The sequence below is a fragment of the Actinomadura meridiana genome (assembly GCF_039537545.1).
In the GTDB taxonomy this organism is placed as follows: Bacteria; Actinomycetota; Actinomycetes; order Streptosporangiales; family Streptosporangiaceae; genus Spirillospora; species Spirillospora meridiana.
In genome coordinates, this window is record NZ_BAABAS010000020.1 from 272871 (window position 1) to 299710 (window position 26840).

A 26840-nucleotide genomic window follows, 5' to 3' on the forward strand; every position below is an offset into this window, starting at 1 on the left:
TCGCGATCCGTGGTTCGGCTCCCGTCCAGATCGCCGCAGCCCGTCCCGGGTTCCGGAGAGCACAAGGAGTACCCCCATGAACGGTAGGTTCACGCGCGCGGCCGTGGCGATCACGGCGTTCGGCGTGCTGGCCGCGAGCGCGGCATGTGGCGTCGACTCGGGCGACGACGGCTCGTCCGGCGACGGCGGTGGCAAGTCCAAGGCACTGAAGGTCGGCTGGTCCACGATCTACCTGACCCCGTCGTGGATGCAGCAGACGGACAAGATGATCAAGGACGACGTCGCCGAGCTCAAGGGCGAGGGCAAGATCGCCGACTATCAGGTGTTCAACGCCAACGGCGACACGTCCCAGCAGATCGCCCAGGTCCGGGCCATGGTGCAGCAGAAGTACGACGTGATCCTGGTGGACGCGGGCTCGTCCACGGCGCTGAACCCGGCGCTGGAGCAGGCCGTCAACGCGGGCGTCACCGTCGTCAACTTCGACAGCCTGGTCACCTCCGAGAAGGTCGTGCGCGTCGGCACCGACCAGAAGGAGTGGGGCCGGATGATGGGCGAGTGGCTCGGCCAGAAGCTCGGCGGCAAGGGCAAGATCATCGCCTTCAACGGCCCGGCGGGCGTCGCGGTCAGCGAGGAGCGCTGGCAGGGTGCCAACGAGGCGCTGAAGAAGTTCCCCGGCATCAAGGTCGCGGCGAACGTGCACAGCGAGTACAACCTGGCCCCGGCCGCGCAGGCGTTCGCGTCGGCGTACTCGGCGAACCCCGACATCGACGGCGTCTTCTCGCAGGGCGGCGCGCTGTCGGCGGCGGCGCTTCAGACGCTGGTCAAGCAGAAGAAGAAGATGGTGCCGATCACCGGTGAGAACTACAACGGGTTCCTGAAGCTCTGGCAGGAGCAGAAGGCCAACGGGTTCTCGTCGCTGTCGACCGCGCAGCCCAACTACCTCGGCGTGATCGCGCTGCGGGCGGCGGTGGCCAAGGCGGGCGGTGCCACGGTGCCGAACCAGATCATGGTTCCGCTGCCGAAGATCACCGACGAGAACCTGAGCCAGTACGCCAAGCCCGACCAGCCGGACGACTCGTATCCGATCCAGGCGCTGCCGCAGCCCGAGATCGACAAGCTGATCGGCAAGTAGCGGTGGCGCTCCTGGCCGTCGAGAAGGTCTCCAAGTCGTTCGCGGGCAACCGGGTGCTCACCGAGGTGAGCTTCGACGTCCGCGCGGGCGAGGTGCTCGCGCTGGTGGGCGAGAACGGCGCGGGCAAGAGCACCGTGCTGTCGCTGGTCACCGGGCTGCTCTCGCCCGACTCCGGGCGGGTGGTGTACGACGGTGAGCCGCTGCGCGCCTCGCCGCACCGGGCCCGCGAGATGGGCATCGGCTCGGTGCACCAGGAGCTCAGCCTCAACCCGCACCAGACCGTCGCGGAGAACGTGTTCCTCGGGCAGTGGCCGGCGCGGCGCGGTTTCGTCCTGCGCCGCGACCTGGCCCGGCGGGCGCGGCCGTTGCTGGAGCGGGTCGGGCTGGACGTCGATCCGCTGACCCGGGCGGGACGGTTGCCGCTCGGGCAGCAGCAGCTCGTCGAACTGGCCAAGGCGCTCGCGTCCGGGCCACGGCTGCTGATCCTGGACGAGGCCACCTCCGCGCTCGACGACGACCAGGTCAGGAGCGTGTTCGCCGTCGTGGACGAGCTGCGCGCCGCCGACTCGTCGGTGATCATCGTCAGCCATCGGATGGGCGAGCTGTTCGCCGTCGCCGACCGGCTGACGGTGCTCAAGGACGGCGAGGTCATGGCGACGCGCGACCGCGCGGAGACGGGCCACGACGACATCGTCCGGCTGATGATCGGCCGGGAGCTGTCCGACCTGTTCCCGCCGAAGGCGTCCGTCGGCGGGCTCGGCGAGGACGACACCGCGGCGATCCCGACCGAGGAGGAGATCGCCGAGGTGAAGGAGGAGCCCGTCGAGAAGGCGGCTCCCGTGCGCACCGGCGAGCCCGTGCTGAAGGTGCGGGGGCTGACCGTCCCCGGTGCCTGCGAGGGCGTCGATCTCGACCTGGACCCGGGACGGATCATCGGTCTCGGCGGGCTTCAGGGGCAGGGTCAGCGGGCCGTGCTGCGGGCGCTGTTCGGGCTCGTCCGGCACAGCGGACGGATCGAGCTCGACGGCCGCCACGCACGGCTCGCGTCCCCCCGGGAGGCCATCCGGTCGCGGATCGCGTACGTCCCCGAGGACCGCAAGGTCGAGGGGCTGCACGTGGCGCAGACCGTCAGGGCCAACCTGTCGCTCACCAACCTCGGCGTGGTGACGCCCGGCAGACGGCTTCTCACCGTCGACCGGGGCGCGGAGTCGGAGCTGGTCGCCGACCTGATCGAGCGGATGCGGATCAGGGTGACGGGCCCGGAGCAGGAGGTCAGGCGGCTGTCGGGCGGCAACCAGCAGAAGGTCTCGCTGGCGCGCTGGCTGCCGTCCAGCCCCCGGGTCCTGCTGCTGGCCGAGCCGACCCGCGGCATCGACGTCGGCACCAAGCGCGAGATCTACCATCTGCTCCGCAGGCTGGCCGACGGCGGCGTGGCGGTGTTGATCACTTCTGGAGACACCATGGAACTGGTCGGCCTGTGCGACGAGGTCGCCGTGATGTACGAGGGCGCCGTCGTCGACCGGCTGGCGGGCGACTCCCTGTCGGAGGAACGCCTCGTGCGCGCCTCCGTCACCGGGGCGGCTCACGGTGGGGGGACGACCCCCCACACCCCCCGGAAGGGAGCGGGGTCCCATGCCTGAACGTCTTGGGAACGTCCTTCGCGGCAATCTCGATGTGGTGGGGCTCGGGGCCCTGCTCGTCGTGTTGCTCGCCGCGTACCGGCACTACGACCCGGAGGTGTTCACCGGGGCGTCCATCACGATCCTGTCGGCGCAGTTCCTGCCGCTGATCCTGGCCGCGATGGGGCAGAGCACGATCATGCTGGCGGGCGGCATCGACCTGTCGCTGGGCTCGGTGCTGGCGCTCGCGATGGCGGTGTTCGCCGTGCGGGCGGACGATGGCGTGCTGATCGCCGCCGTGACGGCGCTGGCCGTCGCCGCCGCGACGGGGGCCGCGAACGGGGTGCTCGTCGCGTACGCCGGGTTGCCACCGATCATCGTGACGCTCGCCGCGTCGTTCCTGTGGGGCGGCGTGACGCTGGTGGTGTTGCCGAAACCGGGCGGCAGTGTGCCGTCCGGGCTGGTGAACGCCTACAACAACGGGTGGAACGGGATCGCGCTGCCGTTCCTGGTGATCGGGGTCGTGCTGCTGCTGTGGAAGGCGGTACGGACGACACGGTTCGGCCTGTCGCTCTACGCGGTCGGCGGCAACGAGCACGGCGCGTACGCCAGCGGCATCGGCGTCCGCAAGGTGAAGATCGGCGCGTACGCGCTGGCGGGCGTGTTCGTCGGGCTGGCCGGGATCGGCCTCGCCGTCCAGACCGGGTCGGGCGACGCCACGATCGGCGCCCCCTACACGTTGAACTCCATCGCGGCGTCGGTGCTCGCGGGGGTCAGCTTCTTCGGCGGCGTGGGGCAGTTGCGCGCCACCGTCCTGGCCGCGCTGCTCATCGGGCTGCTGACGAACCTGCTGCTGTTCACCGGGCTGTCGCCGTTCTACCAACTGATCATGCAGGGGGCGGTGCTGATCGTGGCGATCACCGTGAAGACGTTCGCGACCCGCGAGAGGACGGACTGATGACCGCGGTTCCGCGCACGGCCTCGCTGCCGTCCAGGCTGACCGGCACGCTCCGGGACAACCGCGCCGCGTGGGCGTTCGGCGTCCTGGTCGTGACCTGGCTCGCCGCGATCCTGTTCGCGAAGGGCTTCGACAGCGTCTCCAGCGTCCGCTACCTGCTCCAGACGGCCGCGTTCCTCGGCATCGTCGGCGTCGGCCAGACCCTCGTGGTCATGATGAGCGGCATCGACCTGTCGGTGTCGGGCGTCGTGGCGCTGTCGGCGGTGGTGTGCGCGCAGGTCGCGTCCGGCTCCGGCGGGACGGCGGGCATCGTGGTCGCGCTCGTCGCGAGCGTCGTCGTCGGGCTCGCCAACGCCGCCGGGACGACCTGGCTGCGGGTGCCGCCGATGGTGATGACCCTCGCCACCGGCACGATCGTCGCGGGCGCGCTGCTCGTCTACACCAACGGGTCGCCGAAGTCGGCGAAGATCGGGCTGCTCGGGTCGCTCGCCAACGACCGCGTCGCGGGGATCCCGCTCGCGTTCGTGCTGTGGCTCGGCATCACCGCCGTCGCCGCGTGGCTGCTGCACGCCTCCCGGGTCGGACGGTACGTGTTCGCGCTCGGCAACGGGGAGCGGGCGTCCCGCGCGTCCGGGGTGCCGCTCGCCAGGACCGCGTTCATCGCCTACGGGACGTGTTCGCTGCTCGCCGGGGTGGCCGGGCTCGTGCTGCTCGGGTTCACCTCCACCAGTTCGCTCACCATGGGCAACCCGTACCAACTCCTGTCGATCGCGTCGGTCGTGCTCGGCGGGACGTCCATCCTCGGCGGTCGCGGGCACGTGCTCGGCACCGTCGCGGGCGCGCTGATGCTGACGCTGCTGACCGCGCTGCTGGCCTCGTGGAACACCTCGGAGGGCGTCCGGCAGATCGTGCTGGGGCTGCTCATCATCGCGCTGCTGCTGGCCTACGCCAGGGAACGGCGGACCTGATGGCGGCATCGGGGGAGCTGCTGCGGGACCTGGTCGGGATCGCGAGCGTCAATCCGCGGGGCGGGCCCGTCGGCGCGGGGGCCGGGCCCGGACTCGGGGAGGCGGCGGTCGCGGAGCACGTCCGCGACTGGCTCGTGGCGCGCGGGGTGCGGGCCGAGCTGCGGGAGGTGCTGCCGGGCCGTCCCAACGTCGTCGCGACCGTGCCGGGACGCGACCCGCGCGCCGTGCTGCTGGAGTCGCATCTCGACACCGTGGAGACCGGCGGCATGACCGTCGACCCGTTCGCCGGGACGGTCCGCGACGGCCGCCTGTACGGGCGCGGCGCGTGCGACGCGAAGGGCCCGCTGGCCGCGTTCATGCTGGCCGCGGCCGAACTCGCCGCCGGTGACCCGCCGCCGTTCGGGGTGGTGCTCGCCGGGGTGATCGACGAGGAGCACGACTACCGGGGCGTGCTCGGGCTGCTCGACGATCTCGTGGACACCGACATCGTGGGCGCGATCGTCGGGGAGCCGACCGGGCTCGCCGCCGCGACCGCGCACAAGGGCTGCGTGCGGTACACCGTCCGGACGCTCGGGACGGCCGGGCACAGCTCCCGTCCCGACGAGGCCGTCAACGCGGTCACGCTGATGGCCCGCGTCATCGGCCGTCTCGACCGGGCCGCGCCGGGCGTCCCGCCGCATCCGATCCTCGGTCCCGCGACGCGGTGCGTCACCCGTGTCCGGGGCGGCGAGGGCCCGAACACGGTGCCCGGACGCTGCGAGATCGACATCGACCGCCGCACCCTCCCCGGCGAGGACCCCCTCGACGTGTGGAGCAAGGACCGCGAAGAACTGTTGGCGCTGATCCCCGGGCGGCTTCATGGTGGGGGGGCGACCCCCCACACCCCCCGGCAACCGCCCAGGATCGAGGTGGACGCTCCGTTCACCGTCGACTACGCCCTTGACACGCCCGCAGGGAGCCCGGTGCCCGCCGCGCTGCGCGCATCGCTCGCGGCGGCGGGACGGGACGGCTCCGTCCACGGCATGCCGTTCGGCACCGACGCGAGCAAGCTCGCGCGGGCCGGAATCGCCTCGGTCGTGTTCGGGCCCGGCTCGATCGCCGACGCGCACTCCGCCGACGAGTCGGTGGCGCTGGCGGACGTCGACCTGGCCGCCCGCGTCGTCGTGGACGTCGTCCGGTCCCTGAAGATCGACGGGAGGCCGCGGTGAGGCTGACACAGCACATCGACCTGGTCGGGAGCGGCGCCGCCGGATTCGACCTCACCGACCCGCTGGACTGCCATGTCTACCTGGTGCGCGGCCCGCACGGGGCCGCACTGATCGACGCGGGCGCCGGACGGTCCGCCGCGCTGTTCGCGCGGCGGCTGACCACGGCCGCCGGGCCGACCGGCGAACGCCACCTGCTGATCACCCACGGGCACGCCGACCACTCGGGCGGCGCCGCCGAACTGGCCCGGCTGGTGCCGGGGCTCGCCGTCCGCGCCGGGTCCCCGGCGGACGAGTGGATCGCCTCCGGCGCGGAGGAGAAGCTCAGCGTCGACCGTGGGAAGGCGTCCGGCGTGTACCCGCCGGAATACGCCTTCGAGGCGTGCCCAGAGGTGCGCCCCATCGCCGACGGGGAGCAGGTCGACCTCGGTGGCGGCGTCGTCCTGACCGCCATCGCGACCCCCGGCCACGCCGACGGGCACACCTGCTACCTGCTGGAGGCGTCCGAGGGCCGGGTGCTGTTCTCCGGCGACTGCGTGTTCGCCGGGGGACGGATCTCGCTCCAGAACCTGCACGACGCCCGCGTCCCCGAGTACGCCGCCAGCCTGACCCGGCTCGCCGCGCTGGACGTCGACGTCCTGCTGCCCGGCCACCACGAGATCTCACTCGCCCGCGGCGGGCGCCACCTGGCGTCCGCCCGCAACGCCTTCACCCGCGGACTGCTTCCGGAGAGCGCCACATGAGCCACGACATCGAAGAGGCACGGGCCGCGACCGCCAAGCCGGGGTCCCGCAACCAGTCCCGCAACCAATCATCGTCCCTGCGGCGCGCGCTCGCGGTGCTCGACCACGTCCGCGACCACGCCGACGCCCGGGGCGTGTCCCTGACCGAGATCGCCGACGACCTCGGCCTCAGCAAGAGCACGGTGCTGCGGCTCACCGCGCCGCTCATCGACGGCGACCTGCTCACCCGCGACCGCGAGACGGGCGTGTTCCGGCTCGGGCACGGCGCGCTGCGGCTCGGGCAGGCGTACCTGTCGTCGCTGGACATCCGCGCCGTCGCCGCCGACCCGCTCCGCCGCCTCCAGCACATCGTCGGGGAGACCTGCCACCTCGTCGTCTACGACGCCCCCGACGTCGTCTACATCGACAAGGTGGAGAACGAGCACAACGTGCGGATGGCGTCCCGCGTCGGGATGCGGATGCCCGCCTACCGGACGGCCGTCGGCAAGGCCATCCTCGCCTGGCTCGGCGAGGACGACGTCCGGATCGTGACCGACGCCGGGATGGAGCGGCGCACCGAGCGGACCATCACCGACCCGGCACGGTTCGCTACCGAACTCGAACGGGTCCGCCTCACCGGGTACGCCGTGGACGACAGGGAGAACGAGCCGGAGGTCCGCTGCGTCGCCGCCCCGATCTTCGACCACACCGACAGGTCGGTGGGCGCCCTCAGCGTGTCCGGGCTGGCGTCCCGGATGACGCCCGCCCGGGTCCGGGAGGTCGGGCCGATGGTGGAACGGACGGGCCAGGAGATCTCGCACGCGCTCGGCTCGTCCCGCCCGCCGCGCCGCCGTTCCGAGAAACGAGGAGGGAATCAGCCGTGACCAGCCTGAACATTCCCGCAGAGGTGGTCGACTGGCGGACGAAGGGCATCTGGCATCCGGGCGCCCCCATCCCGTTCGCGGAGTTCACGGCGGCCCGACATCCGCTCTTCGGCGGCCCGTTCACCTGGCCGGTCATGGTGGCCCGCCGGTCCGCGCTGAAGCACAACATCGCGGCGCTCGCCTCGTTCTGCGCCGCGCACGACCTGGCGTTCGCCCCGCACGGCAAGACGACGATGGCGCCGACCCTGTTCCAGGAGCAGCTCGACGCCGGGGCGTGGGGCATCACCGCCGCGACCGCCAACCAGGTGCTCGCCTACCGGGCGTTCGGGGTCCCGCGCGTCCTGCTCGCCAACGAGCTGCTCGACCCGACGGCGCTGCGCTGGCTCGGCGGCGAGGTCGGCCGGGGCATGGAGTTCCTGCTGTACGCCGACTCCGTGGAGGGCGTCGCCGCGATCTCCGCCGCCGCCGGGGAACGGCCGTTCCGGGTGCTCGTCGAGCTCGGGCACCGGGGCGGGCGCAGCGGCTGCCGCAGCGTCGACGAGCTGCTCGCCGTCGCCCGCGCCGTCGCCGCCGCGCCCGGCGCCGAACTCGCCGGGGTCGCCGGATACGAGGGCGGGCTGGCGGACGTCGCCGCCGCGAGCGCCTACCTCGGCGGGCTCCGCGACGCGACCGCCGAGCTGTCCAAGTGCGGGCTGCTGCCCCGGCACGTCATCGTCACGGCGGGCGGCAGCTCCTACTTCGACCAGGTCGCCGAGCGGCTGTCGGGCGCCTGGCTGCCCGGCCACGACCTGACCGTGCTGCTGCGCAGCGGCGCCTACGTCGCCCACGACGACGGCATCTACACGCAGCGGACCCCCTACACCCGCATCCCCGGGTCGCTGGACGCCGCGCTGGAGATCTGGGCCCAGGTCACGTCCGTCCCGGAACCGGGCCTCGCGATCGTCGGCATGGGCAAACGGGAGGCCCCCTACGACGCGGGCCTGCCCGTGCCGCTGCGGCTGCGGCGCCCGGACGGCACCGTCCACCCGGCGGGGGGCCTGAGCCTCACCGACACCAACGACCACCACGCCTACGTCAAGGTCGACGGGCCCCCGCCCCGCCCCGGCGACCTGCTGTGCTTCGGCATCTCACACCCCTGCACGGCCTTCGACAAATGGGAGGTCATCCCCGTCGTCGACGACGACGAGATGGTCACCGACCTGATCCGCACGTACTTCTGAAAGGAATCACATGGTCCCCCGCCTGGCGCCGGGAGGCGCGCTGACGGCGACCGGGGTCGTCGCGGTCGTGCGCGGCACCCGCGCCGAACGCGTCGCCGACGTCCTGGACACCCTCGTCGCCGCCGGCGTCCGCTGCCTGGAGATCGCCCTCACCACACCGGGCGCGCTGACCGAGCTGGACGCGGCGCGGCGCCAGCTGCCCGCGGACGTGGAACTCGGCGCCGGGACGGTCCGCACCGCCGCGCAGGCGACGGCGGCGGTGGACGCGGGCGCGGCGTTCCTCGTCGCCCCCGACGCGAACGCCGACGTCGCCGCCGTGGCCCGTGACCGCGGCGTCCCCCACTACCCGGGCGCGCTGACCCCGGCGGAGGTCTGCCGGGCCTGGGACCTCGGCGCCACCGCCGTCAAGGTCTTCCCCGCCCGCGCGTTCGGCCCCGGCTATCTGCGCGACCTCGCGGGACCGTTCCCGGACGTCCCGTTCCTGCCCACCGGCGGCATCGGTCCGGGCAACGCCTCCGACTACGTCGCGGCGGGCGCGTTCGCCGTCGGCGCGGGCGGGCCCCTCGTCGGCGACGCGCTCGACGGCGGTTCGCTCACCGAGTTGACGGGCCGGGCCAGGCGGCTGCTCGCCGCCGTCCGGAGCGCCCGCGAGCTCGTGGACCGCGAAGGCGCCGACCGATGACCGAACCGAGCCCGAGCCCGAGCATCGACCTCGTCACGTTCGGCGAGACCATGGCGCGGCTGGAGAACCCCGTCGTCGGCCCGATGCGGCATGCCCGCGCCCTCGACCTCGGCGTCGGCGGCGCCGAGTCCAACGTGGCGATCGGGATGTGCCGTCTCGGCGGGACGGCCGCCTGGTTCGGCCGGGTCGGCGACGACGAGTTCGGCCGCCTCATCACGACCGTGCTCGCCGGGGAGGGCGTCCGGCTCGACCACACCGTCGTGGACCGGTCCGCGCCGACCGCGCTGCTGTTCAAGGAGCGGCGCTCCGGGACGCTCACCCGCGTGCAGTACTACCGGAAGGGCAGCGCCGGGTCGCGGCTCGACCCGTCCGACGTGCCGCATGACCTGGTACGTTCGGCGCGTGTCCTGCACGTCACGGGGATCACCGCCGCGATCAGCGCCACCGCCCGGCAGGCCCTCGACGACGCCGTGGAGACCGCGCGGGACGCGGGCGTGCCCGTGTCGCTCGACCTGAACTACCGGCAGGCGCTGTGGACGCCCACCGAGGCCGGTGACTGCCTGCGCAAGCTCGTCAAGCGCGCCGACCTCGTGTTCGCCACCGAGCAGGAGGCGCGGCTCGTCGTGCCCGACTCCGGTGACGACCTGGCGGCACTCGCCGCGTCCCTTGGCGCGCTCGGGCCCCGTGACGTCCTCGTCAAGCGGGGGGCGGCTGGCGTGGTGGCGTTGTGCGAGGGCGACCTGGTCGTCCAGCCCGCGCACCGGGTGCCGGTCATCGACCCCGTCGGCGCCGGTGACGCCTTCGCCGCCGGGTACCTCGCCGAGTTCGTCCGGGGACGTCCCGTCGCCGACCGGCTCGACACCGCCACCGCCGCGGGCGCGTACGCCGTCACGGTTCGCGGCGACTGGGAGGGGCTCCCGAGCCGCGCCGATCTCGATCTGCTGAAATCAGCCGAAGACACCGTCAGCCGCTAAGGAGAGACAGATATGAGCAAGCGTGAGGTCCGGAGCGCGGCGGCGCCCGCCCCCCTCGGCACGTACTCGCAGGCCATCGCCGTGGGCGACTTCCTGTACACGTCCGGCATGGGCCCGATCCATCCGGAGACCGGGGAGATCGTGGGCACGGACGTCGCCGAGCAGACCCGGCAGGTCCTCGCGAACCTGAAGGCGATCCTCGCCGAGCACGGCCTCGGGTTCGACGACGTCGTGAAGTCGACCGTGCACCTCGAATACCTGCACCGCGACTTCGCCGCCTACGACAAGGAGTACCGGTCGCACTTCACCAAGCCGTACCCGGTGCGCACGACTGTCGGCTCCGACCTGATGAACATCCTGGTCGAGATCGACTTCGTCGCGTACAAGCAGCAGAGCTGATGGATTCGTCCCTCTACGCCCTGGTGGAGGACCTGGACGGCGTGGACGCCGCACGGGTCCTCTCCCATGGCGTCTCGTCAATCACGGTCGGCGCGGCCTACCATCGCGCCCGCGACGTGACCCCCCACGGTCGTACGCGGGTAACGATGCGGCACGACGGGATCCACTTCCCGCCCGGCGACGTGTTCGACGGGCTCCGGCTCGTCCCGCCCGTCCGGCGGGACGCGGACCGCGAGCCCATCCGCGCCCTGCGTGAACAGACCCGCGACCTGGGCGTCCCGCTCCACGGCTGGGGGGTGTTCCTGCACAGCACCACGCTCGGGCTCGCCTTCCCCGACGTCTCCCAGGAGAATTGTTTCGGTGACCGGGCCGCGCCCGCCGACCTGTGCCCGTCCAACCCGGACGTGCGCGCCTACTCCGTCGCCCTGGGCCGCGCCATCGCCCGCCAGGGGACCGACACGGTCGTCGCCGAATCCCTGCACTTCGGGATGTTCGGGCACGGCTACCACCACGAGCGGGCCTTCGTCGACCTGGGCTCGGCCGCTGAGTTCGCGCTCGGGTTGTGCTTCTGCTCCCACTGCCGGGACCGCATACCGTCGGCCGACGCGGCCCGCGCGGAGGCGGCGCGTCTGGCGGCGTCCGTCCTGGACGGCGGCCCGCCCGTCACCGAACTGCCCGACGCCTTGGAGGAGTACGCCCGCGCCCGTACTCCCATCGTCACGTCGCTGGTCGCCGAGGTCGCCGAGGCCGTCGCCGCCGAAGGCTCCGCCCTCACGTTCCTCGATCTGACCGGAGCCGTGAAGGGCTACGCCGACGGACGCCCCACCGGCGGCCCGGCCGCCGACTCGGCCTGGCAGATCGGTGTGGACCCCTCCGCTCTCAGCTCCGTCGTCCCGTCCTACGCCATCCTCTGCTACGCCCACGACGAAACGCGCGTGGCCGAGGACGTCACCGCCTACCGGGCCGCCCTGGGAGACATCACGCTCCGCGCCCTGCTCCGTCCCGGCGTCCCCGACACCGACTCAGCCGACCACCTCGCGGCGAAGGTCACGGCCGCGCTCGAATCCGGCGCGAGCACCGTCGACTACTACATGTACGGCCTCGTCCCCCTGCCCGTCCTCTCCCGCATCCCCCCAGCCGTAGCGTGAGGGGTTGGCTTCTCCCCCGTCCAAGGGCGGGGGATTCCACGGGTCGCCCTGTGGGTTTCCTGCTTCATCGCCGACCGCCCCGTCCGGGAGGACTCCCGTTGAGGTCTTACACCGGCTCCACAGGCCGACACCGCCAGCCCGGCGGCCAGAACGTTACGCGCGGCGTTGACGTCCCGGTCGTGCCGAGCGTCGCAACCGCTACATTCCCATTCCCTCACATCCAGGGGCATCGTCTGTGTGATGGTCCCGCACTGCGAGCACGTCCGGGTGGAGGGGAACCACCGGTCGATCACGATGAGTTCGCGACCGTACCAGTCGGCTTTGTACTCCAGCATCGTCCGCAGCTGCCGCCAGCCCGCGTCGGAGATCGCACGGGCCAGGGAGTGGTCGCGGGTCATGCCCGCGACGTTCAGGTCCTCGATCACGACCACTTGGTTCTCGTGGACGAGCCGAGTCGTCAGCTTGTGCAGGAAGTCCCGGCGCCGGTCGGCGATCCGGGCATGGACGCGCGCGAGTCTCCGGTTGGCCTTCTCGCGGTTCGCCGATCCCTTCTCCTTACGGGCCAGTTCCTTGTGCGCACGGGCGAGGCGTTCACGGTCGCGGCGCTCATGGCGGGGGTTGGTGATCTTCTCGCCGGTCGACAGGGTCGCCAGGGAGGTGATCCCGGCGTCGACCCCGACGGCCCGCTCGCAGGGGTCCAGGCGCACGATGGTGTCGGTGCACAGCAAGGAAACAAACCACCGGCCCGCGCCGTCACGCGACACCGTGACCGTGGACGGCTCGGCGCCCTCGGGCAGCGGACGCGACCACGCGATGTCCAGCGGTCCGCTCATCTTCGCCAGTGTGAGCTCACCTTCGCGGAACTTGAACGCCCGCTTCACGGTCCGCGCCACGTCTCACACAGTACTGCAAGATCGGTTAAGTCTTGCTCTCGCGTGGTGGACGGCGGTTCGCTCGACGGCGAATCGCCCGTTCCCGTCCTGCTCCGCAAGGGCCTGATGCCTCCCCCACCTGAAGACGGGGGTCTCCGCAGAGATACTCGATGACACACACAGGGCGCGTCCTGGTGATCGACGACGACCCGACGGTCGCCGAGGTCGTCGTCCGCTACCTGGTCCACGACGGGCACGAGGTCGAGTGCGTCGCGGACGGCCCGACGGCCCTGCGCCGGGCGGTCGCCGCCCCGTTCGACCTGGTCGTGCTCGACCTGATGCTGCCCGGGATGGACGGCCTTGAGGTGTGCCGACGGTTGCGCGCGACGTCCACTGTTCCGATCGTGATGCTCACCGCGCTCGGCGCCGAGACCGACCGCCTCGTCGGGTTGGAGACGGGGGCGGACGACTACGTGACCAAGCCGTTCAGCCCGCGTGAGCTGGCGTTGCGCGTCCGTTCGGTGCTGCGGCGGGCGCGGGGGGCGCTCGTCCCGTCCGGGCCCGGCGCCGCGCCGCTCCGCGACGGCGACCTGGTCGTGGACGTCGTCGCGCACGAGGCGTCGCTGCGCGGCGAGCGGCTGGCGCTGACGGCCCGCGAGTTCGACCTGCTGGCGTTCCTGCTCCGCCACCCGCGCCGCGCGTTCACCCGCGACGAGCTGCTCGAACGCGTGTGGGACTGGACGTTCGGCGACTCGTCCACGGTGACCGTCCACGTGCGGCGGCTCCGGGAGAAGATCGAGGACGACCCGACCGCGCCCGACCGCCTCGTCACGGTCTGGGGCGTCGGCTACCGTTACGAGCCCGCCGCCGAGGAGGAGGACGCGTGATCCCCTTCGAGGACCTGCTGTGGGTCGCGTTCTACGCCGTCCTCGCGGCGCTGGTCGTGGCGGGCGTGGCGCTCGGCCTGCTGCACCTCCTGCGGGCCCGTTCGGTGGCGACGCAGCTGGTCGTCGTGGGCGCGGCGACGGTGCTGGCGACGACCTCCGGCATCATCGTGATCTCCCTGATGATGATCCTGAACGATCATGACCGGTCGGTGGTGCTGGCCGTGGTGACGGCCGCCGGGATCGTCGCGATGGCGGTGTCGGTGCTGCTCGGACGGCGGCTCGTCGCCGCGAACCGGACGCTGGTCGACGCCGTCCGGGCCGACCAGTTCGCGCCCCCGGCGGCGCGCCTGCCCGCCGAGTTGGCCGAGCTGTCGCGGGAACTGGACGCGGCGTACCGGCGGCTCGGCGCCGCGCACGAACGCGAGCAGGCGCTGGAGGCCAGCCGCCGGGAGCTGGTCGCGTGGATGAGCCACGACCTGCGCACCCCGCTGGCCGGGCTGCGCGCGATGGCGGAGGCATTGGAGGACGGCGTCGTCGCCGACGCGGAGACCGTGCACCGCTACCACGGCCGGATCCGGATCGAGGCGGAACGGCTCACCGGGATGGTGGACGACCTGTTCGAGCTGTCCCGGATCCACGCGGGCGCGCTGCGGCTGTCGCGCGAGCGCGTCGGGCTGGCGGAGCTGGTCGAAGAGGCGGTCGTGGGGGTGGAGGCGCTGGCGAGGGCGAAGGGCGTCCGGCTGCGCGGCGACGTCCGGCAGGGCTCGCCCGTCCAGGTGGACAGCGGCGAGCTGGGACGGGCGCTGCGCAACCTCGTCGTGAACGCCATCAGGCACACCCCGGCGGACGGCACGGTGGAGGTCATCGCGGACGTCGGCGACGGCGAGGCCCGGGTGACGGTCGCGGACGCGTGCGGCGGCATCCCGGAGGGCGACCTGCCCCGCGTGTTCGACGTCGCGTTCCGGGGCGAGGCGGCACGGACTCCCGGCGGCGGCGCGGGCCTCGGCCTCGCCATCGCGCGCGGGATCGTGGAGGCGCACGCGGGCCGAATCGGCGTCGCGAACACCGGCCCGGGCTGCTGCTTCGAGGTGACGCTCCCTCTCGGCGCCACCTGACCCGTCGTCCCTGGTCCCCGGCGCTGGAAAGACTTGCCCGGAAAATCTTACGAGGTTCGTACGGGACGGGCGCGGAGCGCCTCTCCGCGCGTCCGCGACCCTACGTTCGTGGCATGCGAGTACTGCTCACAGGTTCGGCCGGATTCATCGGCTCGCACATCGCGGAGGCTCTCGCGGCCGCCGGGCACGAGGTGCGCGAACTCGATACGCGCGGGGGCGAGGACGCCGGAGACGTACGGGACGCGGATACGGTGGCGCGTCGCCTGCGCGGTGTGGACGCGGTCTGCCACCAGGCGGCGATGGTCGGCCTCGGTGTGGACGTGTTCGACCTCCCGGCCTACGCGGACGTGAACGTGCGAGGCACGGCGGTGCTGCTCGCCGAGATGGCCCGTTCCGGGGTGCGGCGGCTCGTATTGGCGTCGTCGATGGTCGTGTACGGCGAGGGCGCCTACTCCTGCGACGCCCACGGGCCCGTCAGTCCGGGCCCACGGTCGGAGCGGGATTTGCGGGCGGGCTCCTACGAGCCACCGTGCCCTGTGTGCGGAAACCCGCTGACGCCTGGGGTCGTCCAGGAGGAGACGGCTCTCGACCCACGCAACGTCTACGCCGACACCAAGGTGGCCCAGGAACACCTGGCCGCGTCCTGGGCGCGCATGACCGGCGCCAGCGTCACGGCATTGCGCTACCACAACGTGTACGGCCCGCGTATGCCGCTGGACACGCCCTACGCGGGAGTGGCCGCGCTGTTCCGCTCACGGTTGGAGCGTGGGGAACCGCCGCTGGTGTTCGAGGACGGCCAACAGCGACGTGACTTCGTCCACGTCAGGGACGTGGCCCACGCGAACGTTCTCGCGCTCGAAGCGCTCGAAGCGCTCGACAGGGGTCGGAGCAGGCTGCGGGCGTACAACATCGCCAGTGGCACCCCACGTTCCATAGCCGAGATGGCGCACGCCTTGGCCGAGGTGTACGGCGGCCCCGAACCGCAGGTGACCGGTGGCTATCGCCTAGGCGACGTGCGCCATATCGTGGCGAGCCCAGAGCGCGCGCGGAGCGAACTCGGCTACACGGCGCGAGTGCCCTTCACGACGGGCATGGCGGAGTTCGCCGGAGCGACCGTGAGCGTTTCGCGGTGAACGCCGTGGTCGACGTCATCCTGCCCTGCCTGAACGAGGCGGAGGCACTGCCCTGGGTGCTGGCACGCATGCCGGACGGCTTCCGACCCATCGTGGTCGACAACGCGTCCACCGACCACTCGGCGGAAATCGCCCGGGATAACGGCGCGGCTGTAGTGGACGCACCGCAGCGCGGTTTCGGTGCCGCCTGCCATGCGGGCCTCCTCGCGGCCTCGGCGGACGTGGTGTGCTTCATGGACGCCGACGCCTCCCTAGACCCCGTTGAACTGCCCCGCGTCACAACGACCCTGGGGACGTACGGGCAAGGGCCGGGCCTGGTGCTGGGCAGGCGACGCCCATCGGGACGGGGCGCCTGGCCGTTGCACGCTCGCTTGGGCAACGCGGTCCTGGCGCGTTCGCTCAACGGGAAGGCCGGTACGGTCCTGCGCGACCTCGGTCCCATGCGTGCCGTCCGGCGAACCCGGCTCCTGGACTTGGCGTTGGAGGATCGCCGTTTCGGCTACCCGCTGGAGATGGTCCTGAAGGCCGCCGCCGCCGGGTGGACGGTCGCGGAGGTCGACGTGACGTACCGTCCACGCCGGGGCCGGTCCAAAGTGACGGGCACTGTAGGCGGCACCGTCCGGGCGGTCCGCGACATGCGCCGCGTGCTTGCCGAGGCGGCCCAGTGAACGCCGACCTGGTCGTCATCGCCAAGGAACCCGTACCGGGACGGGTCAAAACGCGACTCACCCCTGCGTACACGCCAGAGCAGGCCGCCGAACTGGCGGAGGCGGCCCTAGCCGACACGCTCGCCACCGTCACGCGCACCCCGGCTACGGCCCGGCTCCTCGCGCTGCGCGGCAGGCCGGGGCCGTGGCTGCCACCCGGCGTCCGGGTGATCCCGCAACGCGGCGACGGCCTGGACGAACGGCTCGCGCACGCCTTCGACGACGCCTACGCGGGACGACCCGTCGTCCTGATCGGCATGGACACCCCGCAGGTCACGCCCGCCCTCCTACAAGAAGCCGGGCAGGCGTTGGAACACTACGACGCGGTGTTCGGCCCGGCGGAGGACGGCGGCTTCTGGCTGCTCGGCCTGACCCTCCCCAACGCCGCACTGCTGCGCGGTGTGCCGATGTCGTGTCCCGACACGGGAAGGGCCCAGCTCGACCGCCTGCTGATGGCGGGCCTGACCGTCGCCATGCTGCCCCGCCTCACCGATGTGGACACCGCTTCCGACGCCGCCAAGGTCGCCGCGTCCGCGCCCCACGGCCGCTTCGCCGCTGCGGTCAGGGCCCACGAACGAGTGAGAACGCCGTGATCGGCGAACTGTACGAACGCGCCCTCGAAAGGCGCGACGGCGCCGACATCGAGATCGAGGACGGAACGGGCCGCCGCACGCCCCTCCCCCTCGCGGAATGGATGTCGCTGCGTCCCGGCGACACCGGCCTGCTCGACCGGTGCGCCGGTCCGACGCTGGACGTCGGCTCCGGCCCCGGCAGGCTGACCGTGGCGCTGACCGAACGCGGGCTGCTCGCCCTCGGCATCGACGTCGCGCCGTACGCGGTGGCGCTCACCGTGGCGTCCGGCGGGCCCGCGCTGGTCCGGGACGTGTTCGGCCGGGTGCCCGGCGCCGGGGTCTGGACGACCGTCCTGCTCGCCGACGGCAACATCGGCATCGGCGGCGACCCGTCCACCCTCCTGCGCAGGTCCTTCGGCCTGCTGGCGCGCGGCGGCCGGGTACTGGTGGAGGTCATGGAACCCGGCACCCGCTCGCACGCCGAACGGCTCAGGCTGCGCACCGGCGGCGTCGTCGGCGACTGGTTCCCGTGGGCCCGGGTGTCGGCCGACGACATCGCCGGACTCGCCGCCCGCGACGGCGCCGAGGTGACCGAGGTCTGGGAGGAGGCGGGCCGATGGTTCGCGTCCCTCACCCCCCGCTGAGGTTCACCAGCCGCCTGCACGACGAACGGGTCGCGGCCTGGCTCGGCATCATGCTCGGCCTGTCGTTCACCACGACGTTCGTCACCGGCCTGATCAGCCACTTCATGCAACATCCGGCGGGCTGGATGGTGTGGCCGTCGCATCCGGTGAACCTCTACCGGGTCACCCAGGGTCTGCACGTGATCTGTGGGCTCGCGACGATCCCTTTCCTACTCGCCAAACTGTGGACGGTCTATCCCAGGCTGTGGCGATGGCCGCCGATACGGTCCGCAGGGCACGCGATCGAGCGGGCTCTGGTCTTCGTCCTGGTCGGGGCCGCCCTTTTCCAGGTGGGCACGGGGCTGCTCAACATCGCCTATTGGTACGCGTTCCCGTTCTTCTTCCCCACCGCGCACTATTGGACGGCCTACCTCCTCTACGGGGCCCTGGTCATACACGTGACCAACAAATGGGCCAAGGCGCGACACACGGTCATGACACGTCCAGAGGACGACCTACGGCGGCGCGGATTCCTGCTGACCGTCGCGGCCACCAGCGGCGTGGTCGTGCTGACCACGGTGGGAGAAGCCTTCTCTCCTCTCGCCAAACTCGCGGTCCTCGCGCCGAGACGCCCCGGCGTCGGCCCCCAGGACCTACCGGTGAACAGGTCCGCCTACGCGGCGGGCATCACCACGACCATCGCCCACGACCCCGGCTACCGGCTCGTCGTCACAGGCCGCGTCGAACGAGAACTGTCGTTTTCCCTGGACGACCTGAACGGGCTCCCGTCCCACACGGTTCGACTGCCGATCACGTGCGTGGAGGGCTGGAGCGCGGGCGCCACCTGGGAAGGGATACGGCTGCGCGACCTCCTCAACACGGCCGGGGTTCGTCAAGACGCGCGGGTACGGATCGAATCCCTGGAACGTGTCGGCGTTTACACAACGTCCTGGGTCGACCATTCGCACTGGCACGACGAACTCACCCTTCTCGCGCTCAAGGTGAACGGTTCTCCGCTCGATCTCGACCACGGCTTCCCCTGCCGCCTTATCGCACCGAACCGGCCCGGGGTTTTGCAGACCAAATGGGTCCACAAAGTGGTGGTCGCATGAGGAAGCGAGTCGTGGGCTACACGTTCGGCGGAGCACTCCTCGCCTTCGGAATAGGGGGCCTGGTCAGCGAACCCGACCTCAACCTCGTGGACTGGGCTTCGTGGTTCGTGGGAGCGGCCCTCTTCCACGACGCGATAATCGCTCCCTGCGTGCTGCTCGCAGGCTTGGCCACCACGCGCCTGCCTCGCCCCTACCGGCCCTATGTGCAACGCACACTCATGGTGAGCGCGATAGTGACGTTGGTGGCGTTGCCATTCGTGCTGGGGAAGGGGAAGCGCGCGGACAACCCGTCCATTCTGCCTCTGCCCTACGTCCGCAACCTGCTCCTCGTCTTGGCGGCCATCTACCTGGTCGCCGCGTGCGTCGCCGTGTGGCATTACCGAACTCACGCAAGAACCGGGCGGAAGGGTTCCGATGACGACCGGAGAGCTTGAGCGGCAACGGCCGCGCCTCGGGCCCGTCCGCCGAAGCAAAGCCCGCCTGTACGGATGGATCGCGGTCGCGATATGGGCCCTGCTCCTAGCAGGCGTGTTCATCGTCGGCGACCACCTCAAAAAGATCGGACTCGCCACCGAAGACGACTTGCCCCCACTGCACGCCTCAACCCGACTACTCACCTGGCAGATCGTCCCCACCGCCTGCCTGGGCGCAGCCTTGGCGGCCGTACTGCCATCCCTCACCCAACGGCTCTCCTGGCGGCGGCTCCTACCTGCATCCTGGATCGCAGCCGTCCTATGGACCGTCGCCCTAGCCATGACCGACGGACTGGACGCCATTCACCGTCCACTAGACGCCCCCACCGAATACCCGGTAGGCATCGCCGCCATCCAAGCGGACGGCCCCGCGCAATGGCTCCGCACCTTCACCGAACGACTGGGCGGCTACACAACTCACGTCCGTGGCCACCCGCCCCTTCCCACTCTCATGCTGTGGGCCCTGGACGAGACCGGCCTACACGGCACCGCTTGGTCCTCCGCGCTCATCATCGCGGCCGGGACGTCCGCCATCGTGGCCATCGCCATCACCGTTCGCCACATCGCCGGAGAAACACTCGCCCGCCGTGCCCTGCCCTTCCTGATCCTGGCGCCGCTCACCCTCTGGATCGCCACGTCGATGGACGCCTTCTTCCTCGGCGTCGGAGCCTGGGCCACCGCGCTCACCGCCATCGCGTCCAAACGCACCAACCTGCCCGCTGCCGCAGGTGCCGGACTACTACTCGGCACCCTGCCGTACCTCAGCTACGGCCTCCTCTCCCTGCTCGCCGTGCCGCTCGCGGTCGTCGTCCTGACACGCCCAAGCCGCCGCGTGCTGACCGTCCTCCTCTGCTGCGCCGCAATCGTCCCGTTGGCCTTCACCGCCGGAGGCTTCTGGTGGCCGGACGGCGTCGCCGCCACCCACGAGACCTACCTGATCAGCCGAGGATCAGCCCAACGCTCGTACACGTACTTCGTCATCGCCAACTTCGCCGTCCTGGCCCTCCAGATCGGCCCCGCAACGGCCCACGCCCTACCAACGATGTTCTCCCGACGAAGCCCTCTGACCTGGCTGGTGGGAGCGGCCCTGGCAGGCGTTGTCGCGCTCGACGTGTCCGGCGTGACGAGGGGTGAGGTGGAACGCATCTGGATCCCCTACGCGGCATGGATCGTCCTCGCCACAGCCGCACACGCTCCCCCGGCCCGCCGATGGCTGGCCGCCCAGGCAGCGCTGACCCTGGCGATCCAGGCACTCGTCCTTTCCCCCTGGTAGAACGGCGGTCATGCGGCTTGGGGGACGGGCTCGTCCCAGTCGACGTGGTGGCGGTACATCCAGGCGAGGGACTCGGCGCTGGCCGACTTCTTGAGAAAGATCGGCATCATCAGGTCGCGGAATACTCGGGCGACGGGACCGGCGGCTCTGCTGCTGCTGATCTTGGCCGAGTAGGCGACGACCCAGGAGGGTGGACGCCACCAGCTCCGGGTCGTTGGTGTGATAACCATCCAGCTTGGCCGGGTCGAAGGATCCGACCGGCTTTCGTTCGTGCACGGTGAGTTTGTGCGTCCGGTCGCAGGACACGCAGCGGACCAACAGCCACAGGTCCAGCAGCTTGCCGTTGCCGTTGACGCGGAACCTGCCCTTGGCGCTGGTGGCCGATTCCGCCAGGCAGTCGACGCACCGCAGCGACAGCAGAGGCAGCCTGGTCCGACGAATGACCCAGGACAGCACGATATGGGGTTGTGAAGACATGAGCTCTCTGACCTGACACGAGGCCGATTACGCGCGGCCTCAAACGCTGAATGACCGGGCGCGCGCGGGCAGCCCGGCAGAGCCGACGGGAGAGTCGGCCTGAAGGTGAGTGGAAGGTGTCAGGTCTAAAGAGCAGGCGGGGTCACGCGGTCTTGTCCTCTGTCTTCACGGCAATGGGCCGCCGTCAACCTACGCGAACGCCAAGGGAAGACTCAAACAGATTTCCGGACTCGCAGAGGAGGTCGCGGGCAAGTTGACGATTGAAGCGTTCGAGGCGAAGGCCACTTCGTGGCACCGTCGGCCTGGACGCGCCGGGGGCCGAGCTACGGATGACGGCCGGGCCACTCGCGGTCTCAGTGGGCGCCGGGGGTCAGGTCGTACAGGACGGTGCCGCCGACGGTCGTGGCGGTGAAGTTCGCGGCGACCCAGGCGCTGATGAGCTGTGCGGCGTCGCTACCACTCGTCGCCCGCCCGCCGCCCGGCATGCCGCCTCCCGTCCCGACGAAGTAGTGGATCCGGTGCTGGCGAACGAGGCTCTGAAATTCGGTGAGCGTGGGGGCCGGGTCGGTCCCGTTGAACCCACCGACGGCCATCACCGGTTTCCCGGTGGCAAGTTGCAACCCGGCGGCCGTGTTGGATCCGACCGCCGCCGCGACCCAGGTGAAGGACGCGGAGTTCGCCCTGAGCGCGGTTGTGACGGCTGCGCTGGGCGTACCGGCGTCCAGCAGACCACCCGGGCCACCGCCACCAGGCCCACGGCCACCCGGCCCCTGGAACCGAGGTCCATTGGGCCGCCCCGGGCGCTGGGGCATTGCCGCGCCCGAGGGTCGGTTCCCGCGTCCGGGCCCGGCGCGCCCAGGGCCACGCCCAGGGCCACGCCCAGGGCCGGGGCCGCGGGACGCCGCTGGTCCGGCGGTGACGATGGCGCCGGTGTGCGGGGTTCGCGCGGTTTCCAGCGCGTAGGCGGCGGGTCCGGCGAGGGATGCCAGCAGCGCTAGGACAATCGTCGCGGCCAGGAAGCGGCCACGAGTCGTCGCGAGGCCGAGTGCTGCCAAGAGGCCGGTGCAGGCGATCGTTGGGGCCAGCCACGGGTGCCAGTCGGGGGATCGGTCCAGCAGCACGTATGCCCAGATGGCCGTTGTCGCGACGGTGGCCGACATGACCGCGGCGTTGCGGCGTCGTTCCCACAGGAGTGCGGCGCCCATGCCGGTCAGGGCGGCGATCGCCGGGGCCAGCGCGACGGTGTAGTACTCGTGGAAGATCCCCCGCATGAGGCTGAAGGTCGCGGCGGTGAGCAGGAGCCATCCGCCCCACAGCAGCAGCGCGGCTCGGGTCGGGTCGGTGCGGGGCGCGCGGCGGGTCGCCCAGAGACCGCTGACCAGGAGGATCAGGGCAGCGGGTAGCAGCCAGGAGATCTGGCCGCCGATGACGGGGCCGAACATGCGGGTCACGCCGACGTCCTGGTCGAGGTTGCCGAGGCCGCCGGTCTCGTCGCCGTTGAGACGTCCGATGCCGTTGTAGCCGAGCGCCAGTTCCAGGACGGAGTTGTGCTGCGACCCGCCGATGTAGGGGCGAGACGAGGCGGGAACCAGTGCGACAACGGCGACCCACCATCCGGCCGACACCAGCAGCACTCCTGCGGCAGCGGCCAGTTGCCACAGGCGGCGCCGCACGGACCCCGGTGCCGTGACAAGGTAGACGATCCCGAACACCGGGACGACCAGGAACGCCTGGAGCATCTTGGCCAGGAATCCCGTCCCGACGCAGGCGGCGGCGAACAGCAGCCAGCGGGTCGCGGCCGTCTCCTGGGCGCGGACCGTCCCGTAGGCGGCAAGGGTGAGCAGCAGCACCAGCAGCGCGTCCGGGTTGTTGAACCGGAACATCAGCGCGGCGACGGGAGTCAGGGCGAGCGCGGCGCCCGCGAGGAGGGCGGCCCAGGCGGGGAGGCGGCGTCGGACGGTCGCGTGCAGGACGCCGACGGTCGCGACCCCCATGAGCGCCTGCGGGACGAGGACGCTCCAAGCGTTGACGCCGAAGACGCGGGCGGTCAGCGCCATCGGCCACAGCGCGGCGGGCGGCTTGTCGACGGTGATCGCGTTCGCGGCGTCGGACGACCCGAAGAAGAACGCCTTCCAGCTGGTGGCGCCCGCCTGGACGGCCGCGGAGTAGAACGCGTTCGCCCAACCGGACGCGCCCAATCCCCACAGGTAGAGGACGCCGGTCGCGGCCAGCAAGGCCAGCAGCGCGGGACGGGCCCAGGCCGGATCGGCGGCGGGGCCGCGCAGCAGCATCCGGGGAAGGCCGCCCCACCCGCGCGGAGCCTGAGTCGCGGGAGGGGCGGGGTGGCTGGTGGAGGTCATCTGGTCCTTCTTCCGCGGGTCAGCCGAGCCGGTACAGCTGGGCGGAGTCGGTGGACGCGCCGTATTCGCTCGCGGCGACGAGGGTCCCGTGCTTCTGGACCCAGGCGGTCACGTCGTTGCGAGTGGCGCCGCCCGGCCCCATGCGGCCGCCGAGCAGGATGTAGCGGAGCTTGCCCTCGGAGACGTAGCGCTGGAGTTTCGCTGTGGTCATGGCGGGGTCGCTTCCGGTGAAGCCGCCCATGGCGATGACGGGACGTCCGGTCTGCAAGATCAGCGAGGACGCCTCCTGGGCGCTGGAGACCGCGACGAGCCAGATGGCGCGGCCCTGGTTCCGCTTCAGATAGCTGACCATTCCGGAGTCGACTCCGCCGCCGGGCCCGCCGGGTCCGGCCGAACCGCCGGGGCGAGCCGGGCTGCCGGGGCGTTGCGCTTGTCCGTTCGGGCCGTCGGGCGTGCCGCCACGGGCGTTTGGCGGCAGGCCGGGAGGCGTGCCACGTCCGAACGCGCCGCGTCCGCCGCCCGGACCGAACCCGGGCGGGCCGCCGAAGCCGTTGCCGGACGATGGTCCGGCGAGGGGGTTGCTGCCGTTGGACGTGGTGGACGCGGCCGAGACGGCATAGGCGCCGGGCCCGACGAGCGCGGCCATGGTGGCGAGGGCCAGTCCCGCGACGGTGACGCGCTGGTTGACGAACCGTCCGCCCAGGAGCGCGGCGACGGCGAGGACGGTCCCGACCGCCACGACCCACCTCAGCCACGGATGCCAGGACGGGACCCGGTTCAGCAGGACGAACGCCCACACCCCTGTGACGGCGACCCCGGCGGGCAGCATGAACGCCCAGCCTGCTGGACGCCGGGACGCCTCGACCAGCAACACGGCTCCGGCGCCGGTGAGCGCACCAATGGCAGGGGCCATGGCGGTGGAGTAGTAGGGATGGAAGGTCCCCTGGGCGAAGCTGAACACGACGTAGTGGACGGCGAGCCAGCCGCCCCACAGCAACAGCCCGGCGCGGGCCGTGTCGGTGCGGGGTCGGCTCCGTAGCAGGATCAGCCCGGCGACGAGAGCGATGACGGCGAACGGGACGAGCCAGGAGATCTGGCCGCCGAGGATGTCGTTGAACAGCCGTCCGGCGCCCGGCTGCCCGCCGAATCCGCCGCCGCCTCCCGGGCCGCGTCCCCCACCGGGTCCGTTGTTCTCGCCGAAGATGCGGCCGAAGCCGTTGTAGCCGACGACCAGATCCCAGGCGGTGCCGTCCGTGCTCCCGCCGATGTAGGGGCGTGAACGGGCGGGGATCGCGTCCACGACCAGCATCCACCAGAACGACGACACGGCGAGGACGGCACCGGCGGCGACCAGATGCCCGACCCGCCGCGCGAACGACGGCCGGGCCGCGATCAGGTAGGCCACCGCGAACGCCGGAACCACGAGGTACGCCTGCAACATCTTCGTGTTGAAGCCGCAGCCCACGAGGAACGCGGCGAGCAGCAGGGGACGGAGCCGTCCGCTGTCGAGTGCCCGCTGGCAGGCCCAGGCGGCGGCGACCAGCAGCAGAACGAGCAGAGTGTCCGGGTTGTTGTCGCGGTTGATCGCGACGGTGATCGGAGTGAGGGCGAGAACGGCGGCGGCCACGACAGCGGCGGCGTGCCCGAACGCGCGCCGCACCGTGGCGTACAGCACCGCGACGGCGGCGACGCCCTCGATGACCTGCGGCAACAGCAGGCTCCAGGTGGAGAATCCGAAAACCCGCGCGGACAGGCCCATCGCCCACAGCGCCATCGGCGGCTTGTCGACGGTGATGTACGAACCGGCGTCAAGTGAGCCGAAGAAGAACGCCTTCCAGCTCTCGGTGCCGCTCTTGACGGCCGCCGAGTAGTAGGAATTGGCGTACCCGGCCTTGGTCACCCCCCACGAATACAGAACGCACGCGCAGACCAGCACGCCCCAAAGCGCGGGCCGTGCCCAGCGGGGATCGTCGGCGGGTCCGAGGAACAGCCGCCGAACACGGCCCCGCGCGCCGGGACGTCCTGCCACGGCGGACGGGCTGAGGGTCGTGGACGTCATGACGAGTTCCTCTCGGCCGGGGAGCGTCCCGCCAGACGGCGCGGATGGAAGATCCAGGCGCGCATCAGCAGGAACCGGACCAGCGTGGCGACGGCGTTCGCGGCGATGAGCGCGGCGACCTCGACGACACGTCCGGCGCCAGGCGCCACCGCGTGCAGCACGGCGAGCCCGCCGGTGCTGAGGCCGAGACCCAGCAGAAACGCCGCGCCGCCCTCAAGCTGATGCCGCAGCGCGCGACGGCCACCGGTGACGCCGAAGGTGAAGCGGCGGTTGGCGGCGGTGTTCCCCACCGTGGTGATCACCAGGGACAGCCCGTTCGCCCACAACGGGCCCATGACCAGGCGAAACAGCACGAACAGAACGAGCTGCGCGAGGGTGCTGACGGCACCGATGACGGCGAAGGCGGGCAGTTGGCGCGCCATCCCGGCGGGCAGCGCAGCGCCGCCGCCCGGTCCTGGACGTCCGCCGACGGGCACGCGGAACGCGCCGGTGAGCATGCGGCGCGCGACACGGGCCATCCCCCGCAGGTCGTCCCGCGCGGTGCGCAGCACGTCGACGCGGCTGTCGGGATCGTCCACCCAGTCGACGGGGACTTCGTGAATGCGCAGCCCGTTGCGTTCGGCGAGCAGCAGCAGCTCGGTGTCGAAGAACCACTCCTCGTCCTCGACGCCGGGCAGCAGCGCCTGGACGATCTCCGTCCGGGCCGCCTTGAAGCCGCACTGGGCGTCGGTGAACCGGGCGGCGAGCGTCGTCCGCAGCAGCAGGTTGTAGCAGCGGGAGACGACCTCGCGGCGCGGCCCCCGCACCACGGCGGACCCACGGGTGAGGCGCGACCCGATGGCCAGATCGCTGTGTCCGGAGATCAGCGGCGCGACCAGCGGCAGGAAGGCGTCCAGATCGGTGGACAGGTCGGCGTCCATGTAGGCGACGACGTCGGCGTCGCTCGCGCCCCACACATGGCGGAGCGCCCGGCCGCGTCCCTTGTCCTCAAGCCGGACGGCGCGGACGCGCGGAAGCCGTGCCGTCAGCTCCTCGGCGATCCACCAGGTGCCGTCGGTGCTGGCGTTGTCGGCGATGGTGATCCGGAACGGGTAGGGAAACGTCCCGGCGAGATAGGCGTGGAGCCGTTCCACGGTCGCGGTCAGGACGCGTTCCTCGTTGTGAACCGGGACGACGACCTCGACGAACCGGCCCCGTCCGGGCGGCACTGCGGGCGTGCCGCGTGCGGTGGCAAGGTGACTCATGCGACCGAGGTTCGGCGCCGGG

General features: G+C 71.7%; 25 protein-coding genes and 2 pseudogenes. 21 read left to right on the plus strand and 6 right to left on the minus strand.

Translation table 11 applies throughout. From position 1 onward, the window contains the following. Window positions 1–76 precede the first annotated feature (76 nt). From ABD808_RS27275 to ABD808_RS27330, 12 genes are read left to right on the plus strand one after another with little or no spacing between them, the layout of a single operon-like run. Window positions 77–1132 carry an ABC transporter substrate-binding protein gene (locus ABD808_RS27275; RefSeq protein ID WP_344902131.1) on the plus strand — a complete coding sequence of 352 codons (1056 nt, stop codon included), beginning with the start codon at window positions 77–79 and terminating at the stop codon, window positions 1130–1132. 2 nt (window positions 1133–1134) lie between these two features. After that, window positions 1135–2772 (plus strand): sugar ABC transporter ATP-binding protein, encoded by a 1638-nt coding sequence (locus tag ABD808_RS27280; RefSeq protein WP_344902134.1) that lies wholly within the window; start codon window positions 1135–1137, stop codon window positions 2770–2772. Beyond that, window positions 2765–3709: an ABC transporter permease gene (locus tag ABD808_RS27285; protein WP_344902137.1), complete on the plus strand. Its 945-nt coding sequence runs from the start codon at window positions 2765–2767 to the stop codon at window positions 3707–3709. Before ABD808_RS27280 ends, ABD808_RS27285 begins: the two co-directional genes overlap by 8 nt. Next, entirely contained in the window at window positions 3709–4677 is a 969-nt protein-coding gene (locus tag ABD808_RS27290; protein WP_344902140.1) for an ABC transporter permease, read from the plus strand. Before ABD808_RS27285 ends, ABD808_RS27290 begins: the two co-directional genes overlap by 1 nt. Next, window positions 4677–5885: a M20/M25/M40 family metallo-hydrolase gene (locus tag ABD808_RS27295; RefSeq protein ID WP_344902143.1), complete on the plus strand. Its 1209-nt coding sequence runs from the start codon at window positions 4677–4679 to the stop codon at window positions 5883–5885. Before ABD808_RS27290 ends, ABD808_RS27295 begins: the two co-directional genes overlap by 1 nt. After that, the gene (locus ABD808_RS27300; protein ID WP_344902146.1) at window positions 5882–6625 is read left to right on the plus strand and encodes an MBL fold metallo-hydrolase; all 744 of its coding nucleotides are present in this window, start codon (window positions 5882–5884) and stop codon (window positions 6623–6625) included. The genes ABD808_RS27295 and ABD808_RS27300 overlap by 4 nt, the downstream gene beginning before the upstream one ends. Then, window positions 6622–7488 (plus strand): IclR family transcriptional regulator, encoded by an 867-nt coding sequence (locus ABD808_RS27305; RefSeq protein WP_344902149.1) that lies wholly within the window; start codon window positions 6622–6624, stop codon window positions 7486–7488. Before ABD808_RS27300 ends, ABD808_RS27305 begins: the two co-directional genes overlap by 4 nt. After that, window positions 7485–8708, plus strand: coding sequence for an alanine racemase (locus ABD808_RS27310; RefSeq protein ID WP_344902151.1), 1224 nt, complete (start codon window positions 7485–7487; stop codon window positions 8706–8708). Before ABD808_RS27305 ends, ABD808_RS27310 begins: the two co-directional genes overlap by 4 nt. A 10-nt stretch (window positions 8709–8718) precedes the next feature. Further along, window positions 8719–9390, plus strand: a complete 672-nt coding sequence (locus ABD808_RS27315) for a bifunctional 4-hydroxy-2-oxoglutarate aldolase/2-dehydro-3-deoxy-phosphogluconate aldolase (protein ID WP_344902154.1) — start codon at window positions 8719–8721, stop codon at window positions 9388–9390. Next, complete coding sequence (locus ABD808_RS27320; RefSeq protein ID WP_344902157.1) at window positions 9387–10364, plus strand: sugar kinase; 978 nt, start codon at window positions 9387–9389, stop codon at window positions 10362–10364. The genes ABD808_RS27315 and ABD808_RS27320 overlap by 4 nt, the downstream gene beginning before the upstream one ends. Before the next feature lie 12 nt (window positions 10365–10376). Then, a complete protein-coding gene (locus ABD808_RS27325; protein ID WP_344902159.1) occupies window positions 10377–10763 on the plus strand; it encodes a RidA family protein in 387 nt (128 codons plus the stop codon). Beyond that, the gene (locus tag ABD808_RS27330; RefSeq protein ID WP_344902161.1) at window positions 10763–11911 is read left to right on the plus strand and encodes a hypothetical protein; all 1149 of its coding nucleotides are present in this window, start codon (window positions 10763–10765) and stop codon (window positions 11909–11911) included. Before ABD808_RS27325 ends, ABD808_RS27330 begins: the two co-directional genes overlap by 1 nt. 38 nt (window positions 11912–11949) lie before the next feature. Here the strand turns inward: ABD808_RS27330 and ABD808_RS27335 are convergent. Then, a pseudogene (locus ABD808_RS27335) lies at window positions 11950–12801 on the minus strand (RNA-guided endonuclease InsQ/TnpB family protein); the annotation flags it as partial. A gap of 152 nt (window positions 12802–12953) precedes the next feature. Here ABD808_RS27335 and ABD808_RS27340 point away from each other — a divergent pair. From ABD808_RS27340 to ABD808_RS27380, 9 genes are all read left to right on the plus strand, one after another. Further along, window positions 12954–13670, plus strand: a complete 717-nt coding sequence (locus ABD808_RS27340; protein WP_344902163.1) for a response regulator transcription factor — start codon at window positions 12954–12956, stop codon at window positions 13668–13670. After that, the gene (locus ABD808_RS27345) at window positions 13667–14785 is read left to right on the plus strand and encodes a sensor histidine kinase (RefSeq protein WP_344902166.1); all 1119 of its coding nucleotides are present in this window, start codon (window positions 13667–13669) and stop codon (window positions 14783–14785) included. The genes ABD808_RS27340 and ABD808_RS27345 overlap by 4 nt, the downstream gene beginning before the upstream one ends. 113 nt (window positions 14786–14898) lie before the next feature. Beyond that, window positions 14899–15918, plus strand: coding sequence for an NAD-dependent epimerase/dehydratase family protein (locus ABD808_RS27350; protein ID WP_344902169.1), 1020 nt, complete (start codon window positions 14899–14901; stop codon window positions 15916–15918). After that, window positions 15915–16586 carry a glycosyltransferase family 2 protein gene (locus ABD808_RS27355; RefSeq protein ID WP_344902172.1) on the plus strand — a complete coding sequence of 224 codons (672 nt, stop codon included), beginning with the start codon at window positions 15915–15917 and terminating at the stop codon, window positions 16584–16586. Before ABD808_RS27350 ends, ABD808_RS27355 begins: the two co-directional genes overlap by 4 nt. Continuing rightward, window positions 16583–17218: a TIGR04282 family arsenosugar biosynthesis glycosyltransferase gene (locus tag ABD808_RS27360; RefSeq protein ID WP_344902175.1), complete on the plus strand. Its 636-nt coding sequence runs from the start codon at window positions 16583–16585 to the stop codon at window positions 17216–17218. The genes ABD808_RS27355 and ABD808_RS27360 overlap by 4 nt, the downstream gene beginning before the upstream one ends. Then, window positions 17215–17841, plus strand: a complete 627-nt coding sequence (locus ABD808_RS27365) for an SAM-dependent methyltransferase (RefSeq protein ID WP_344902178.1) — start codon at window positions 17215–17217, stop codon at window positions 17839–17841. The genes ABD808_RS27360 and ABD808_RS27365 overlap by 4 nt, the downstream gene beginning before the upstream one ends. After that, window positions 17814–18932 carry a molybdopterin-dependent oxidoreductase gene (locus tag ABD808_RS27370; RefSeq protein ID WP_344902181.1) on the plus strand — a complete coding sequence of 373 codons (1119 nt, stop codon included), beginning with the start codon at window positions 17814–17816 and terminating at the stop codon, window positions 18930–18932. The genes ABD808_RS27365 and ABD808_RS27370 overlap by 28 nt, the downstream gene beginning before the upstream one ends. Further along, window positions 18929–19366, plus strand: a complete 438-nt coding sequence (locus tag ABD808_RS27375) for a hypothetical protein (RefSeq protein ID WP_344902184.1) — start codon at window positions 18929–18931, stop codon at window positions 19364–19366. The genes ABD808_RS27370 and ABD808_RS27375 overlap by 4 nt, the downstream gene beginning before the upstream one ends. Further along, window positions 19347–20678 carry a hypothetical protein gene (locus ABD808_RS27380; protein WP_344902187.1) on the plus strand — a complete coding sequence of 444 codons (1332 nt, stop codon included), beginning with the start codon at window positions 19347–19349 and terminating at the stop codon, window positions 20676–20678. Before ABD808_RS27375 ends, ABD808_RS27380 begins: the two co-directional genes overlap by 20 nt. An 8-nt stretch (window positions 20679–20686) precedes the next feature. On the opposite strand, the gene ABD808_RS27385 is transcribed toward ABD808_RS27380, so the two are convergent. The 5 genes and pseudogenes from ABD808_RS27385 to ABD808_RS27405 form a co-directional block, all read right to left on the minus strand. Next, window positions 20687–20908, minus strand: a complete 222-nt coding sequence (locus ABD808_RS27385) for a hypothetical protein (protein ID WP_344903564.1) — start codon at window positions 20906–20908, stop codon at window positions 20687–20689. Beyond that, window positions 20855–21134 (minus strand): annotated as a pseudogene (locus ABD808_RS27390) (DUF1062 domain-containing protein); the annotation flags it as partial. The pseudogene ABD808_RS27390 and the gene ABD808_RS27385, both read right to left, overlap by 54 nt. 374 nt (window positions 21135–21508) lie before the next feature. Continuing rightward, window positions 21509–23515: an ArnT family glycosyltransferase gene (locus ABD808_RS27395; RefSeq protein ID WP_344902190.1), complete on the minus strand. Its 2007-nt coding sequence runs from the start codon at window positions 23513–23515 to the stop codon at window positions 21509–21511. A 19-nt stretch (window positions 23516–23534) separates the two neighbouring features. Then, entirely contained in the window at window positions 23535–25574 is a 2040-nt protein-coding gene (locus ABD808_RS27400; protein WP_344902193.1) for a glycosyltransferase family 39 protein, read from the minus strand. Then, complete coding sequence (locus ABD808_RS27405; protein WP_344902196.1) at window positions 25571–26818, minus strand: bifunctional glycosyltransferase family 2/GtrA family protein; 1248 nt, start codon at window positions 26816–26818, stop codon at window positions 25571–25573. The genes ABD808_RS27400 and ABD808_RS27405 overlap by 4 nt, the downstream gene beginning before the upstream one ends. Between the last annotated feature and the right edge of the window lie 22 nt (window positions 26819–26840).

Coding starts and splice junctions, on each gene's coding strand:
- ABD808_RS27275 (WP_344902131.1), top strand. CDS start 77: ATGAACGGTAGGTTCACGCGCGCGGCCGTGGCGATCACGGCGTTCGGC.
- ABD808_RS27285 (WP_344902137.1), top strand. CDS start 2,765: ATGCCTGAACGTCTTGGGAACGTCCTTCGCGGCAATCTCGATGTGGTG.
- ABD808_RS27290 (WP_344902140.1), top strand. CDS start 3,709: ATGACCGCGGTTCCGCGCACGGCCTCGCTGCCGTCCAGGCTGACCGGC.
- ABD808_RS27295 (WP_344902143.1), top strand. CDS start 4,677: ATGGCGGCATCGGGGGAGCTGCTGCGGGACCTGGTCGGGATCGCGAGC.
- ABD808_RS27305 (WP_344902149.1), top strand. CDS start 6,622: ATGAGCCACGACATCGAAGAGGCACGGGCCGCGACCGCCAAGCCGGGG.
- ABD808_RS27315 (WP_344902154.1), top strand. CDS start 8,719: ATGGTCCCCCGCCTGGCGCCGGGAGGCGCGCTGACGGCGACCGGGGTC.
- ABD808_RS27320 (WP_344902157.1), top strand. CDS start 9,387: ATGACCGAACCGAGCCCGAGCCCGAGCATCGACCTCGTCACGTTCGGC.
- ABD808_RS27325 (WP_344902159.1), top strand. CDS start 10,377: ATGAGCAAGCGTGAGGTCCGGAGCGCGGCGGCGCCCGCCCCCCTCGGC.
- ABD808_RS27330 (WP_344902161.1), top strand. CDS start 10,763: ATGGATTCGTCCCTCTACGCCCTGGTGGAGGACCTGGACGGCGTGGAC.
- ABD808_RS27340 (WP_344902163.1), top strand. CDS start 12,954: ATGACACACACAGGGCGCGTCCTGGTGATCGACGACGACCCGACGGTC.
- ABD808_RS27350 (WP_344902169.1), top strand. CDS start 14,899: ATGCGAGTACTGCTCACAGGTTCGGCCGGATTCATCGGCTCGCACATC.
- ABD808_RS27370 (WP_344902181.1), top strand. CDS start 17,814: ATGGTTCGCGTCCCTCACCCCCCGCTGAGGTTCACCAGCCGCCTGCAC.
- ABD808_RS27375 (WP_344902184.1), top strand. CDS start 18,929: ATGAGGAAGCGAGTCGTGGGCTACACGTTCGGCGGAGCACTCCTCGCC.
- ABD808_RS27380 (WP_344902187.1), top strand. CDS start 19,347: ATGACGACCGGAGAGCTTGAGCGGCAACGGCCGCGCCTCGGGCCCGTC.
- ABD808_RS27385 (WP_344903564.1), bottom strand. CDS start 20,908: ATGGTTATCACACCAACGACCCGGAGCTGGTGGCGTCCACCCTCCTGG.
- ABD808_RS27395 (WP_344902190.1), bottom strand. CDS start 23,515: ATGACCTCCACCAGCCACCCCGCCCCTCCCGCGACTCAGGCTCCGCGC.
- ABD808_RS27400 (WP_344902193.1), bottom strand. CDS start 25,574: ATGACGTCCACGACCCTCAGCCCGTCCGCCGTGGCAGGACGTCCCGGC.
- ABD808_RS27405 (WP_344902196.1), bottom strand. CDS start 26,818: ATGAGTCACCTTGCCACCGCACGCGGCACGCCCGCAGTGCCGCCCGGA.